The 14311-nt window shown below is 66.0% G+C and carries 11 protein-coding genes and 1 pseudogene; 8 read left to right on the top strand and 4 right to left on the bottom strand.

Annotation, left to right across the window (positions count from 1 at the left end; translation table 11 throughout):
* Positions 1-1257: 1257 nt before the first annotated feature.
* From MED01_RS23910 to MED01_RS23920, 3 genes and pseudogenes are all read left to right on the top strand, one after another.
* A pseudogene (locus MED01_RS23910) lies at positions 1258-1581 on the top strand (replication initiator); the annotation flags it as partial.
* A 67-nt stretch (positions 1582-1648) separates the two neighbouring features.
* Positions 1649-1867 carry a helix-turn-helix domain-containing protein gene (locus tag MED01_RS23915; protein WP_274526172.1) on the top strand — a complete coding sequence of 73 codons (219 nt, stop codon included), beginning with the start codon at positions 1649-1651 and terminating at the stop codon, positions 1865-1867.
* Complete coding sequence (locus MED01_RS23920) at positions 1864-2997, top strand: site-specific integrase (RefSeq protein WP_238670806.1); 1134 nt, start codon at positions 1864-1866, stop codon at positions 2995-2997. Before MED01_RS23915 ends, MED01_RS23920 begins: the two co-directional genes overlap by 4 nt.
* Before the next feature lie 1168 nt (positions 2998-4165).
* Here MED01_RS23920 and MED01_RS23925 read toward each other — a convergent pair.
* The 3 genes from MED01_RS23925 to MED01_RS23935 all read right to left on the bottom strand — a co-directional run bounded on the left by MED01_RS23925 (position 4166) and on the right by MED01_RS23935 (position 6807).
* Entirely contained in the window at positions 4166-4738 is a 573-nt protein-coding gene (locus MED01_RS23925; protein WP_238670807.1) for a CbrC family protein, read from the bottom strand.
* 538 nt (positions 4739-5276) lie between these two features.
* Complete coding sequence (locus tag MED01_RS23930; protein WP_238670808.1) at positions 5277-5507, bottom strand: transposase; 231 nt, start codon at positions 5505-5507, stop codon at positions 5277-5279.
* Positions 5508-5640: 133 nt separating this feature from the next.
* Positions 5641-6807 (bottom strand): PucR family transcriptional regulator, encoded by a 1167-nt coding sequence (locus tag MED01_RS23935; RefSeq protein ID WP_238670809.1) that lies wholly within the window; start codon positions 6805-6807, stop codon positions 5641-5643.
* Positions 6808-7122: 315 nt separating this feature from the next.
* Between MED01_RS23935 and MED01_RS23940 the strand changes: the two genes are divergently transcribed.
* Positions 7123-7527 (top strand): hypothetical protein, encoded by a 405-nt coding sequence (locus tag MED01_RS23940; protein WP_238670810.1) that lies wholly within the window; start codon positions 7123-7125, stop codon positions 7525-7527.
* A gap of 263 nt (positions 7528-7790) precedes the next feature.
* Here the strand turns inward: MED01_RS23940 and MED01_RS23945 are convergent, their stop codons facing one another.
* Positions 7791-8237 (bottom strand): hypothetical protein, encoded by a 447-nt coding sequence (locus MED01_RS23945; RefSeq protein ID WP_238670811.1) that lies wholly within the window; start codon positions 8235-8237, stop codon positions 7791-7793.
* Between the two features lie 1327 nt (positions 8238-9564).
* On the opposite strand from MED01_RS23945, the gene MED01_RS23950 reads away from it, so the two are divergent.
* The 4 genes from MED01_RS23950 to MED01_RS23965 all read left to right on the top strand — a co-directional run bounded on the left by MED01_RS23950 (position 9565) and on the right by MED01_RS23965 (position 14127).
* Complete coding sequence (locus MED01_RS23950; RefSeq protein ID WP_238670812.1) at positions 9565-10767, top strand: restriction endonuclease; 1203 nt, start codon at positions 9565-9567, stop codon at positions 10765-10767.
* 67 nt (positions 10768-10834) lie between these two features.
* Positions 10835-11704: a hypothetical protein gene (locus MED01_RS23955; protein ID WP_238670813.1), complete on the top strand. Its 870-nt coding sequence runs from the start codon at positions 10835-10837 to the stop codon at positions 11702-11704.
* A 346-nt stretch (positions 11705-12050) separates the two neighbouring features.
* A complete protein-coding gene (locus tag MED01_RS23960; protein WP_238670814.1) occupies positions 12051-12590 on the top strand; it encodes an HNH endonuclease in 540 nt (179 codons plus the stop codon).
* Between the two features lie 679 nt (positions 12591-13269).
* Positions 13270-14127, top strand: coding sequence for an META domain-containing protein (locus MED01_RS23965; protein WP_238670815.1), 858 nt, complete (start codon positions 13270-13272; stop codon positions 14125-14127).
* Positions 14128-14311: the final 184 nt, after the last annotated feature.

Genomic DNA, 14311 nt, shown 5'->3' on the forward strand with positions numbered 1-14311 from the left:
GGCGGTGGTTACGCCTATGGCCAGCGTCCGCAACCTTGAGGTTTCCACCTCGCTTCGCGGTGTCCGACTCTGACGTCTGGGAGTCCGTAGCCATCCAAGCGCCCTACCTCCGGGTGCCAGACCTGCCGCATTTCCGCCGCGACCGAGCAGGACCCCAAACTCGTCGTCGGAACTAGCTGTGCGCCGGCTGCCGGCGATGTCGGGCTCCACTTGATGCGTTACGGATCGCTGTCACTTGATCTGTAACACGTCCGGCTAGACGATCATGGATGGATGTTACAGATCAAGTGACAGCGATCCGTAACGCATCAAGTGGAGCCCGACATCGCCGGCAGCCGGCGCACAGCTAGTTCCGACGACGAGTTTGGGGTCCTGCTCGGTCGCGGCGGAAATGCGGCAGGTCTGGCACCCGGAGGTAGGGCGCTTGGATGGCTACGGACTCCCAGACGTCAGAGTCGGACACCGCGAAGCGAGGTGGAAACCTCAAGGTTGCGGACGCTGGCCATAGGCGTAACCACCGCTCTGGGTCTCGCTCTTGAGCCGGCGTGCCTGGCCCGTTCACAGTGTGGACCAACAGAGAGAGCTCGCGAAAGGTCAGATTTGTCCGGAGTGCGTTCCGAATCTCACCGTGGTTCCACGGCAGATCGCGGTGGCGAATGTCTATCTTGGCCTGAAGGATGTCGAAGTTTCGCAGGCCCGAGTGCCGACCGATCCAGATTGAACTGTCCGGCGGCGGCAACAGCTGCGTACGTAGGTAAAGATAGAGCTTGCTCTGTTGACTGACACTGCTCGCACTCAGCTCGCGCATCCAGGCGGTCTTGACGGCCCATGTCGCAAGCCGCGCAGCGTCGTCCGGCTCAATGGTCGTTACTTGCCGAACAGAGGCAGCGTCCATGAGTGGCACCAGCAAAGTGCGAGCCTGCATCTCTAGCCGGCTCATCCAGCCGTTGTTGCAGGTTCCCCAAACCTCGCGGGTAGTCATACTGAGTACCGAGCCAGGTTGCTCGACTGTGATGGTAGGCAGCTCGGTGAAAGTCTCCCTGTCGGTTTGACCGAAGCCGTACGAATGGGTTGATCGCCGTGGCTCAAGCTCTCCCGCGTATGGGCGCAGCCACTGAGGCCATACGTGCTTCTTTGAGAAACCGCTGGTGCTGCCACAGAAAGCGCACGAGCTCGACGTTCCTGCCTTGGACTTCCTCTGCTTCACCGATGCCACCCTTGTCAAGCGGCGTAGACGGCGGTGGCGTCGTCGCTGCCACCCTCGGCGGCAACCGCGACTGGCAACACCTCCGACGCTGGGCACACATGCTCGGCTTCGGCGGCCACTTCCTCACCAAAAGCCGCCGCTACTCCACCACCTTCCGCATCCTGCGCGACGCCCGCGTCATCTGGCGACGCACCGAAACCGGCCACGAATACGCCGACCAAACCGAGGACGAGACGACGCTCATCATCGGCCTGCTCACCTACACCGGCTCCGGATGGCGCACCACCGGAGACGCACTGCTCGCCAACACCGCCGCCGCCATGGCCCGCGAGAGGCGCGAGGTAGCCCGCGAGGAGTTCGCCGCCGTGGCCTGACCGCCCACCGATTTCGCCGTCAAGACCGGCTTGACGGTCGACCGCCGATCCGAGGAGAGGTAGCCCATTGCCCACCACCCTGACCGCACCCGAGAGAAAGGCGCTCTACCGCATCCCCGAAGCCATGACCATGCTCAGCCTGTCCCGCTCCGTGATCTACGAACAGATCCGCGCCGGCCGACTGCGCACCGTCCGACAAGGCCGCACCCGCCTCGTCCCCGACACCGCCATCACCGCCTACGTCGACCTGCTCGAACACGAAGCACAGAAAGGAGGTACCCGATGACCACCCGCCGCGCCCGAGGAGAAGGCGGCCTGCACTGGGACGAGTCCCGGCAACGCTGGATCGCCACCATCACCGTCGGCTACACCCCAGCCGGCAAACGCATCGTGCGCAAAGGCAGCGGCAAAACCAAGACCGAAGCCCGCGCCAAACTGCGGGAGAAAATCCGCGACTACGAAGACGGCCTCGCCCTGGTCCAAGACGGACACACCGTGGTCGACGCTCTCACCGACTGGCTCACCTACGGCCTGAGCAACCAGTCCGAGAGCACGAAGACCAACTACGCCATCCTTGTGCGCTCCCACATCATCAGCGGCCTCGGCGCGAGGAAGCTGCGAGATCTCAGCGCTACCGACGTCGACCGCTGGCTCATGGGCAAAGCCCAACACCTGAGCACCCGCACTTTGCGGCTCCTCCACTCGCTGCTCAACCGCGCAGTCAATCGGGCCATGGCGCGGGACAAGGTCAAACGCAACGTTGTGGCACTCTGCGAAGTGCCCACAGGTCGCGGCGGCCGTCCCTCGAAATCGCTGACGCTCGACCATGCCAAGGCGCTTCTCATCGCTGCCGAGAGCAGCTCGTTGCACGCCTACATCGTCGTCTCACTGCTGACCGGCGCTCGCACCGAGGAACTGCGAGCCCTCACCTGGTCACACGTCGACCTCGCCGGCAAGCCGGACAACGATCCCCCGGTGCCGCCATCCATTCAGGTCTGGCGCACGGTCCGCGCCGATGGAGACACCAAGACCAAGAAGTCGCGTCGCACCCTGGCCTTGCCTGCCCGGTGCGTCACCGCGCTCACCACCCACCACGAGCGCCAAGGCCAGCCTGCCGCTGACCGTCTCGTCTTCGCCTCTGCCGCCGGCACGGCCCTCGATCGGCACAACGTGCTTCGGGCCTTCCGCCCTGTCGTCGTCAAAGCGGGCCTCGACCCGCGCGACTGGACCCCCCGCGAACTGCGGCACAGCTTCGTGTCCCTACTGTCGGACAGCGGCATGAGCCTTGAACAGATCGCGGACCTCTGCGGCCACTCCGGTACGACGGTCACCGAGAGCGTCTACCGGCACCAACTACGGCCGGTGCTCCTGGGCGGCGCAGTCGCCATCGACCGGATCTTCGACGCTGAGGCGTAGTCACTCAGTTAGTCACCCAGGTACGACAAAGGGGCCGTCTCGATCTTTCGAGATGGCCCCTCACCTGCGTCGGGACGGCCGGATTCGAACCGACGACCCCTTGTTACCGACAGTGATCGGCCGAAGCTTGTCATTGTCTGCCGAAAGTGAGCGCTGAGCTGGGAGACAGCGACGGACGTTCATCGCCCCTTGTCACCCTTCGTCAACGACTGGGCGGGGTTTTCGGGGGGTAAACCGGGGGTCCCCACACTGAATCCCGCCAAGGTCTGATCGCTTCCTCTGGTCCTGTCACCGTGTCGCGCCCGCCTCACGGCATGGGTGCTGACCGAATCTGTGGCAGCCCTTCCGCCGTCAGCGCGACCGTCACCGGAACCTCACGTGGCAGCGCGTTCTCGATGCTGTCCCGCAACGACCGGTGCACAGGGCATTCGCACGACGACTGCAGCGGATCCGAACACCGGGCAAGAGCAGCCGTCAACCGTTGAACCCCGTCGGCGGCGACCGGCCACGACCAGTCCATGTCCCACGGCTCCTCCCACGGCTGATGGAAGCAATCATGATCGAAGTACACGAGAAGGCCAGCCCCACACTGCGGGCAGGCGAATAGGCTCCTCCAGCGGTAGTTGACCTGGTGCCCGGGAGCACCGTGCGCCACGCCCCAACTGCCGATACGAACAACGGTGCGCTGGTCCGCTCGACACCCGACGCAGATGCGCATGGCTAACCCTCCTCCACCATCCGGCGACTTCCACCGCAGAGATCGACGCAATCACCAGCGCCGTCAACCAGCAGCGCACAGCGTGTCAAGAAAGGCAAGACATCGACGCGATCATGCACCGATACGGGTACCAGTAGCGGGTAGTCGCGAGGATGGCTACCCCGCCTCGATCACGTAAGTCCTGTTCACCTTTCGGGAGAGTCGGGCTTCGACTCCGTGACCGCCTTGCCGGGGGTGGTAAGCACGGCTCACGCTGACGCATCGTCAACAGTTTTGTTGATGGCCCGCCCATGTGGACCCGGCCCTGACACGCTCGGCCCCCAGCACAGCCGTGACGGTCCTCTGATCTCGGGTCGAACCCAGACCGGAAGCGGGGTGCGGCTCCTCGATCCCAACGCGGTGGTGCTCATGTCGAAGAAGGTGCGTCCGCGTTCCGGCGTTGAGGTGCGATTAACCGATATCCCAGGACGCGAGGTAGGTCCCGCATCGCAGGCATTGGAACAGATACGCGGTGGGCTCACCATGGCGGTCGAGCCGGTGCAGGAACTCCTCGGTTTCCTCGGGTGAACAGCCGAGTTGCCGGTGTCCTGCGCGGAGCATGTTCAGTGCGTCCGGATGAGGTTCGAGATCGGGATAGCCGGCCGGGCCGAAGAAGGCCGCGCCATCGTCGCAGTGATAGAGCCACGACTGCTGCTGCCAACCGGTGAAGCCGGGGGTGCGGCGAGTGATCTCCTCAGTCACATGCTGCGGCACACTGTCAGGCACGTCGACTGCGTCGCTGAACTCGGCAGGCATCTCCAGAATGTCACTGCCATCCGTGGTGGCGGCAACACCGCCGAGTGCCCTGGAAGCCGCACCGGAGTAGATACAGTGCAAGCATAGGCTCTCGGTCTGCCTGCCGTAGATCGGTCCCTTGTAGCGGGTTTGCCGAAGCTGACCGCAGACGCTGCATTCGTGCTCGATTCGCACCGCCGAGCCCGTTGCCAAGGGATCAGGGTGGTAACGAAATACCGGCTCGGTCACCGGCCCATCATGCCAACTGATGGCCGGCCCCGACGACGACTGTTGCTTCCTACCGCCTCTCGCTCGCCCTCAGGCAGAACTGGAGCACGGTCGATCCGATGAGTGCGATGCCCCTCGGCTCGATCGGTTGCTACTGCCGAATCCCTTAGAAGGCGCGTTTCACATCTGTGTTAGTCGGGCGGGTTGAAGGTGCGGCGTTGTTGGCAGGTGGCGGACGCGCCTCGGGTGAGGCGGTGCAGCATGCCGCCGATGACGGCCAGCGGATCATTGCCTCTGACGTGCCGGGATGGGTTTCGTAGTCGCGGGCCAGGCGGCGGTGGGCGGTGAGCCAGACCAGGGTCCGCACGACCCAGCGGCGGGGGTGCACGACGAAGCCTCGCTGGTTAGCGGGTTTGCGGACGATCTCCAGGGTGGTGCGCAGCAGGTCCCGGGTCCAGTCCACCAGGCGGCCGGCGAAGCCGGTGTCGGCGATGATGTGCCGGATCGGGGTGGCCGCGTAGGTAGCGAGCAGGGCTCCTTTGGCGCCGTCGCGGTCCTGTCAGGAGGCGGCCAGGACCCAGACGGTGACCAGCAGGCCGAGGGTGTCGGTGACGATGAACCGCTTGCGGCCGTTGATCTTCTTGCCGGCGTCGTAGCCGCGGGTGGCGCGGGGCACGGTGTCCGCGCCCTTGACGCTCTGCGAGTCGATGATCCCCGCCGTCGGCTCCGGCTGCGGGCCATGCGCCAAGCGCACCTGCTCGCGCAACTCGGTCAGGATCCGCTCGGTCACACCCCGTCGTTTAGCCGCTTGAAGTGCGCGTACACCGCCTGTGCATGATCAGCTCGCGACAGGTTTCGATGCGTTTCGGTAACAAGCTGAGCTACATCAGTATGAAGAACATGGAGCTCACCCGGCTGCTGATCTAGCCGGCGAGGATCCGGGCGACGGCGGTGCTCAGCACGCGTACGCCGCGGGTCGAGCCCGCCTCCAGCCCGGTCAGGTCGCGCACCCGGGTCAGCCGGTAGTCGAGCGTGCGCGGGTGGATGCACAGCGCGGCCGCGGTGTCGAGCCGGTTCATGTCGTGCTGGTAGTAGGCGTCCAGCGTGGCGACCAGGTCGGGGCCGGCGTCGAGTTGCGCCGCCACCACCTGGAGCCACTGCCCGACCTCCGCCAGCCGGGCCGCGCCCAGCTCGGCGAAGACGTCGGTGACCGTGTACGCGTGGCGCGGCACGGCCCGCACCGGTGCGACCTCGCTGACCTGCCGGGCCAGCGCCACGGCATCGCCGAACGCGCGCACCCGCCCAGGCGCGGTTCCGACCGCGCACGGCCGGCCGGTCATCGAGGCCACGTCGCGGGCCAGCGCGAGCCCGCGCTCGACCGCCGGCTGCCGGCCGCCCGGCGAACTGGGGATCAGCGCGACCACCTCGTGCGGCTCCGGCCAGCTCAGCGGCATCCAGTGCGTCTTCAGCAGCGCGCCGGCGAACTCGTCCCGCGCCGCCTGGTCCGGCCCGGACGACCCGCCGGCCACCCGGACCACCGTCGCGACGACGTGGTCGGGGACCGGCATGTGCAGGCCGCGCGCCAGGACGGTCGCGCTGTCGTCGCCGGCCAGCAGCATCACCGTCAGCAGCCGCACCTGGGCGACGGTCGCCAGCGTGCGCCGCTGCCCCTCGATCCAGCCCCGGGTGTACGCGCCCTGGGCGGCCAGTCCCGCGGGAGCCAGCCAGGCGAGCGTGTGCATCGTCGCGGCGATGTCGTTCGGGCCGGCCGCCTCGTACACCTCGCGCAGCGTCAGCCGGGTGTGCACGAGCAGCACCTGCCGCTGCGCGGTCAGGGTGAGTCCCGTCTCGCCGCGCTGGCGGCCCATCGCGGCCATCAGGTCCAGATCCTGCACGTGGAACGGCGCGCTGTCCGCCGCGAGGTCGACCGTGCGCTGACGGAGGAAGACCGCGAAATCGAGCATCTCCGACCGCACCCGCGGCATGGCCGCGAGGTTGCGGTATTCCAGCAGCTCCTCCTGGTAGGCGTCCACCGCCCGGCGGGCGTTGTCGGCCACTCGCTGCCGCCACAGGCTGAACAGACCGCCCATGCCGGTCAACGGTAATCGATGCGCTCCGGCCACGACGCCCGGTTGACGCGGACCGGACAGCCTTGCGGACATTCGCAAGAACCGGGGTACGCCGGCGACCCGGTTCTCGCAATATCACGAAGACCCGGCCACCGGCACCCTGGAACGCTTCGCCATGGACGTCGGACGACGGCCCGGCCGGGTCGGGTGCGACCAGGTACGCGCCCCGGCATCCGCAGATCGCACAGCACTCGAGAGGTGGTTCTGGTTATGACATGGCGTAGTCGACCCTCCGCCGGAGCACGATCCGGCATTCTCCGCGCATCCAGTCTGCTGTTGGCCGCGACGGCGATGCTCGCCGCGTTCATGGCCGCACCGTCCGCGGCGGTCGCGGCACCCGCGCCGAGCGGCGATGCGGCTGTCGCCGCCATCGGAGCCGAGCGGGCATCGGCGAGCTCCGCCGGCACGTTGAGCGTCACGACGTCGACGGCGGCCGCCGCCTCACCGGCGAAGGGCGGCGGTTTCTCGGTGATGTCGGGCTCCTGCCCGTACGCCGGGCAGTACATCGACCCGTGGCTGATCGTGTTCCAGGGCTGCACCCTCACCGGCCAGCCGACGACCGCGGTCAGCGCCCGGTGCTCCAACGGGGCCACCCTGGGCCCCGTGCACGTGCCGCCCGGCGTCTACGACATCTATGTCGACTGCTACCCGGCGTTCTTCAGCTCGCTCACGTTCATCTGATCGGCCCGCCCGGCACGGATCCCGTTGCGGGATCCGTGCCGGCGGTGCCGGTCTCAGGGCAGCGCGTCCAGGTACGGGCCGACCGTGTTGGCGAAGCGGTTGCCGTTCCTCACGTCCCAGTTGACCGACCAGGTCATCGCGCCGCAGGACCGACAACGGTCGGCCGCGTCTGTCGACCGCGAGGTGGATCTTCGTGCTCGGCCCGCCCGCGGGATCGACCGATGCCCTAAAGGACTGGGTGGACACGCCCTGCGTGTTGGGGCTCAGCACATTGTCCAGTCCTCGACAGCCAGGACCAGTTCTTCAGCGCGGACAACCGAGATGCTGTGCTGTTCAGCGATATCCGCCAGCACTGCTTCCTCGCTGACATCGACGTTGTCCTCGGTTGCCTGGTTGAACTCGGCGTTGAGCACATAGGCCTGCTCCGACGGCACCTGGCACTCATCAGGCTGCGACAGCTTGTCGCGAACGACGGCCTGATGCAGCCGGTAGCCCTGCCACGAAGCGGCGTCTCCGTTGGCGGCGTCCGTCCAGCGCCCCTCGGGCGCCCATTCGAACACCGCGTAGCTGGGCACCACCTCACGTCGGTCGTACGTGACAACGATTGACAGCGCCTGCCACCCCTGCCCTCGATGGCTCTCCACGATCTGCGTCGCCACGTCGATGACCTGCCGGCCGTCGACGGGAAAGACGCGTAGCTCGACCCGCAAGGCCAGACGGCGAGCGCCGGATCCGGAGCTGACGTCCCGACGCTCAAAGGTGTCGAAGACGGGTAGGCGCTGTCCAGGCGTCGGTAGCCGAGTCGGCTGTGCGGGGGCGGTGGCCGGTTGGCTAGGTAAAGTGGTGGTGCGAACCGGCTCAGGTGTTCGGGTACTTGGTGATGGCGTCGGTCCGGCGGCAGAGACAGTCGGAGCGGATTGAGAAGGTGGCGCCTCGCCGATGATCAAACCGACAGCGGCAAGAGCGCCCACACCGACACAGCACATGAAGAGTCCACCAACGACTACCACTGACAGGACGACTCCCACCCTCACGCCCGCCCGAAGCTGGGCAGCCGGAACCACCGGCTGCGCCGAGGACCGCCCAGCAGGCGGCGACGCGTCGACTCCGGGCGGATGCTGAGCAGATGGCTCCGACGAATCAGGTGTCTGCTGCACGGCGTCTCCAGTGAGAGGGCGTACGACAATTGTCGTGACCGCCGCAGCCACATACGCTCCACCGAACAGTGAGACAGTCACCCCAGCCGAACGACTCACTGGTCGTCGAACGTCTACCCCCGATGAAGCTCTACCAGCACGAACCCTGCGACTTCTACAGCTGCCGGTTCCGCGCCTCCAGGCTCCTCCGTATCGGTTACCGTGACCGCGGGGTGTGTTGCCAGGCCAGCCCTCGTGGGAACGAGGAGATTTGAACCCAGGAAAACCTCATGCCAAGCCTCGTTCAGGGCTGGGTCATTGCTTGTCATTGCTTGTCAAAACCCCTTGTTACCATCCGTAACCATCCCGACCTTGTCATTGACTGTCAGAACTAGGCGTCGAGCTGCACAGACACGAACAAGCAGTGGTCGCTCCTTGTCACTGTTTGTCAACCTCGGCCGGGGTTTTCGGGGGGTAATCGGGGGGCCAACCAGAACGCGGTCAGGCCTGACCGCACCCGCCTACTCTGCCGCCGGTGGCCTGCGCGTCTCAAAGTGTGCGTACTGACTGAACCTGCGGCAGCCCATCCTCGGTCAGTTCGAAATCACCGAAACCTCATGCGACGGTGGCCTCTCGGTGCTGTGCCGCAACGACCGGTGCACGGGGCACTCGCACGGCGGCTGCAGCGGTTCCGGTACACGTTGAGCTCGCTGGCGCTAGCCGCGCCAGCCTCATCCCTCGCTCCAACGACCCGGACCTTGCTGGTGAGGGCGACCTGGTTTGGCAGTGATGCGGGCTGAGCGACGGTCTGTCATCCCCGGCCCGCTCGGCTGGCGGTGGCTGTCTCATGGCGGCGTTAAGGTAGCTCTCTCGCCTTACGCAGCGCCTCGGAGGAACGCTCATGACCATGCCACCACCGAAGCAGAATGGGTTGGGCCTGGATGAGTTACTCACCGTGATGGACCGGACGTCAGCCAACCTCGAACGCTTGCAGGCGATCTGGGACCGCGCTTACCCCCTACTGCCGACCGGCCCGTCCGCCGGGTCAACCAACGAATACGACGACCTGACCCGAGCTTGGAACGACCTATTGCCGGGCCTTCCAAGGATCAACGGTTGGACCATCAGCGAATCACTGCCGGACATGGGCGGCATCGGCCAAGCGTACATCGATTATCTTGAACTCAGTGAGCCATCCCAGGCATTGGAGCATGCCAAGGAAGCGCCCGGGCGGGCTCTCTCGGAGTACCGCCACCGTCTGAACCGAGCACGGCGGCGAGCTGTCCGCGAGCGAATCCAAGAGCTGACCACGAAGGTCGACACCCTACTTCCGCAGATTTTGGCCGACAGCGATGACGCATTTGGTGATCGCCCGCTAGACCACCCCGGCGTGTCCGAGGTGGAATCCTCCATCACCGAGCTCGAGCGACTAATGGGCGGCACCGCGGCTCGCCAAGGTCGGTGGAACGACCTACATCGCCACTTGCATTTCAGCCACCTTCACGACTGGCATGACATCCACAGTGTTGACTGGCCAAGCGTGAAACCAGACATCGAAGCCGCAATGTTCTCGGAAGTCGAACCGCTACCCGTGCCTGAAGTCGATCTCGGCGTAGCCGCTGCCCAGCAGCCAGCGGGAGCAGCATCGACTGCCCTGAACTGGGAGGGGATCACGTCGGGTGCCTTCGAACGGCTGCTGTACGATTTGTTGCGGCATCTGCCTGGCTACCAGAATCTTCAGCTACTCATGAAGGAGAACGCTGCAGATCGCGGCCGCGACCTCTCGGCCGAACGCGTAATCACCGACGGGTCAGGCAGCGTGCGGACCGAGCGTGTAATGGTGCAGGCGAAGCACTGGCTGTCGAGGTCAGTGCCGCCGGAAGAGATCAGCGGTGCTCTCACCAGGCTCGCGTTGTGGGAGCCTCCGGTGATTCGCGGGCTCGTCGTCGCGACGAGTGGGCACTTCACCCCTGACGCCGTGGCTTGGACGGAGAAGCACAACGAGAGCGGAAAGATGCCGTTCATTGACCTCTGGCCGGAAAGTAAACTGGCAACGCTGCTGTCAGAAAGGCCCTGGCTAGCAGCACAGTACGGACTCCGATGAAGACAGCCTTCCGCAGCGGGCGCTTGCCCGGTCGGAGCGGCGAAGTGCCTGGTCTGGAGGAGGCGTAGTGAGCAAGCCCGACCTCACCGATCCCTTGGCGCTACCGCCAGACGACGTGCCCTACGAGGGCGTTCCTGATTTTCTTGCGCCGTCTCTCCGCGCGTGGATCAAGGAAACCCTCTGGGTGCTGTTCGACAACCGCACCGAGCAGGATTCTGCCCGGCAGTGGGCGGAGGTCTTGGCTCTGCGGCTGCGGTTGCCACCGCAGACCTCGCAACACGGCCTCAGCCCTCACCAAGGCGCCCTCTTCTTCGCCGAGCGGGAGCAGCTCCTCCGAGTAGTCAATGCGATCCTGCACTTCGCGCCACCTGGCCGTTTGGGCGATGCAACTGAGCGACTCGCTCCGATTCTCGCCGCGAGCGGCTCCGCTTATGAGGTCGACTTCGGTGACCCGCCCAAGCTGGTTAGACGGATCGATGGCCCCGTCCGGAACGCGATACAGAAGGGCCAGGACGAGGCCGAGCCGACCGCGGCACAGCACCTGCGCGCCTCTTGGCTGGCGGCCTTCGGTATCGAACCAGATCCCAATGTTGCCTATGCAGAGGCTGTCCGCGCCGTTGAGGCGGTTGCTTGCCCGTTGGTCGTTCCGCCTTCATCCCGTCCGCCAACACTCGGTAACGTACTGACGGCGCTGCGTGGGGATGCGCAGGCCACTAGCCCGAAGTGGGAGCTTGTAATCCCCGACCAGCAAGGATCGCCCTCGTCAGTCTCGGCAGTCGCCGGCATGGTCGCACTGCTGTGGCAAGGGCACAGGTCCCGTCACGCGGGGAGCGAGTCCGCCAGGCCGAACACCCTTGAGGAGGCGGAAGCGGCCTACATGCTTGCCGCCACGCTCGTCCACTGGCTGTCGAAGGGCGCCCTTCGGGCCCGGTCCTAGGCGCCTTGGGGCGTGAAACGTGGGCGCTGCTTCGAGGGATCTCCTCGTCGGGCAGTCGCCAGACCGTCCAGCTTCCCCGGACGGGGACAAGGTGGAGCGCCCTACCGGATGAGTCTCAATGGCGGTTGTCAAGCGTCGGGTGCCGGCGGCCTGGACCTGCCCTTGGATTAGAACTAGATCGCAGACGGCTGGTCGGAGGGCGTCGGTGTCAGCCGGTGGTCTGGCTGTACGGCTGGCTGTACAGCCGCCCGGGACGGAGCGTGTCGGGGGGCACCCCCTACGATGCGCCCGGAGACATCGGCCCGAGCCGTGTCTTGTGACAGAGTCCCGATGATCGGAGTAGCTGATGGCGGAAGGGCGGCCTGCCGTCCCGGCGCAGTTGCGCAGGGATCTTCTGGTTGAGGCAGGGCATCGATGCACGATTCCTACGTGCAGGCAGCCCACACCGCTTCAGCTAGAGCACATCGAGGACTGGGCGAAAGTCCAACGCCACGAGTTCGCGAACATGATCGTGTTATGCGCGAATTGCCATGCGCGTAAGACCGCTGGACAGATCGACAGGAAGTCTCTGCACCAGTACAAGGCCAATCTCGCCGTCTTGAACAACCGTTACGGAGAGGTCGAACGGCGTGTGCTCGAACTCTTCGCCACGTCGGGCCAGCTTCATGCATACGTTGAGTTCCCGGGAACCTTCGAAATCCTCCTGATGTACCTACTCCGCGACGGGCTGCTCACGCGCCTTCCTCCTCAAGGAAGGGTGCAGATGGAGATTATGGGTGTGCCGCAAGCTGTGCAGTACGCGCTTACCGATACAGGGCGCGCCTTCGTCCAGAGGTGGAGTAAGGCCGAAGTAGTCGAATCTGCCGCTGAGCCTGAAGACTCCTAGCGAATCTCCTTGTCAGGCAGTTGTAGACCATTCAGCCTCCCCGAGCTAGGCCAAGGTGGAGCGCCGTACTGGACGAGTCACAATGGCGGTTGTCGAGCGGGCCGTGCGGTGGGCAGGGTCTCCTCGGTCGGGCAGGCGTTTTCCTGCCCGGGGTTCTCGGTCGGGTCGAGGGCTCGCCGAAGGCGACCGCGTAGCGGCTTAGCCTTGAGCCTGGCCGGTGTTCTCGGGCAGCCCTTGTGGTGCCCGGGCGAGGGGACCCGTGCGGTCTCCGAGGGAGGGCCGGGGTGCGGGCAGGGCCCAGCTCCTTCCTGAAGAGCAGGGTTGGTGGCGTCGACCGTCGTGCCTGTCTGGGGCAGGGTTGAGTACCGCGCCGTGCTACGAAATCCAGGAAGTCTGGTGCCTCCAGCGTGGTGGCCGAAGGGGGTGGTGATCAGGTGTGCCAGGAGACGGCGGACCTCGCCGAGGGTGAGCGGAATGAGGCTGTCCTCGGATTCGACGCCCCCTCTTTGGCCTGGGTGGCCGTGACGGCGAGGTAGGCGTGGGCGCACAGACAGAAGAAGTGCAACTGTCGTTCGCCGAGTGCCGCCCAACTCCGGCCCGACGGTGCCTGGAGGAGCCGGGAAACCGCAGGATGAGAAGCCAAAAGGCGCGTCAGGGCCGCCTCGCGACGTTGGTAGTGATGGGCGTGCTGCTCAGCGCATGCGCGAGGCAGGGCCATCCGGAGGCAGCAGCCACAAAGCCGCCGGCCATGGGCACCACGGGGGCCGCAGAGTCGATGGCGCCGGAGATGCTGATCGGCTCCTGGAAGCTCGTGGACGTCGCCGACACCGGCGCGGGCAAGATCCTGCACCTCGCAGACAGTGAACTGCACCTGATCGGAAGCCACTGCGGCACCCTGGGCGGATCCTGGCGGGCCAACGATGAAGGTGTGTTCCTCGCCGACGTCTGGTCGGCTTCCACGGTCGTCGTCGAAAACAGGCCGGGCTGCGAGAAGGCTAGTCAAGAGACACCCGGGTGGCTGCGGAGCGTGACCGCATACCAGTTCGACGGGGCGGGATTGCCCGTACTCCTGGACGGACGAGGGCAAGCGGTCGCCCGGCTGATCCCCGGGGCGACACCTACCCCCGAGCCCGACAAGGCCGACTCCGTGCTGGAGCCGCCGATGGTCACCGACGAAGCGCGACGGGCCCTGACAACGGCCGTCGCACTACCGGCGACGCTCGTCCCCGCCGATCAGCGCCAGTTGATAGGCCGTTGGGCGCCCAAGAGCGGACACAAGGCGGCCTACCTGGAGTTCACGGCCGACGGAGAGTGGCACGGATCCGACGGCTGCAACGACCAAAGCGGTCGGTGGATCGCCGCTGCCGGCGGCACCCTGCTCGCCACCGCAAGAGCAGCCACGCTGGCGTTCTGCGCCGACAGCGTGCCGATCGAACAATGGGTCACGACGGCCAGACGAGCTGGGTTCGACGGAAAAGTCCTCGTGGTTCTGAACGCCCACGGCTCCGAGACAGGCCGGCTATCCCCCACGAGCTGAACACCGTCCTGCAACCGCCGTTGCCACGGCTTCACGGGCCGCTCGCCATGGTGCCGATTCACCGCGCGCCTGGACCAGCTACTCCAGCGGCGAGCACGGCATAACGGCGATCGCACCAGACCCGACGGCGCCGACCACGCGGTCGTCGCGGCCTCAGCGTCTCTCGGCCTCGTTGTAGGTAGCT

The sequence above is a fragment of the Micromonospora alfalfae genome (genome assembly GCF_022230925.1).
In the GTDB taxonomy this organism is placed as follows: domain Bacteria; phylum Actinomycetota; class Actinomycetes; order Mycobacteriales; family Micromonosporaceae; genus Micromonospora; species Micromonospora alfalfae.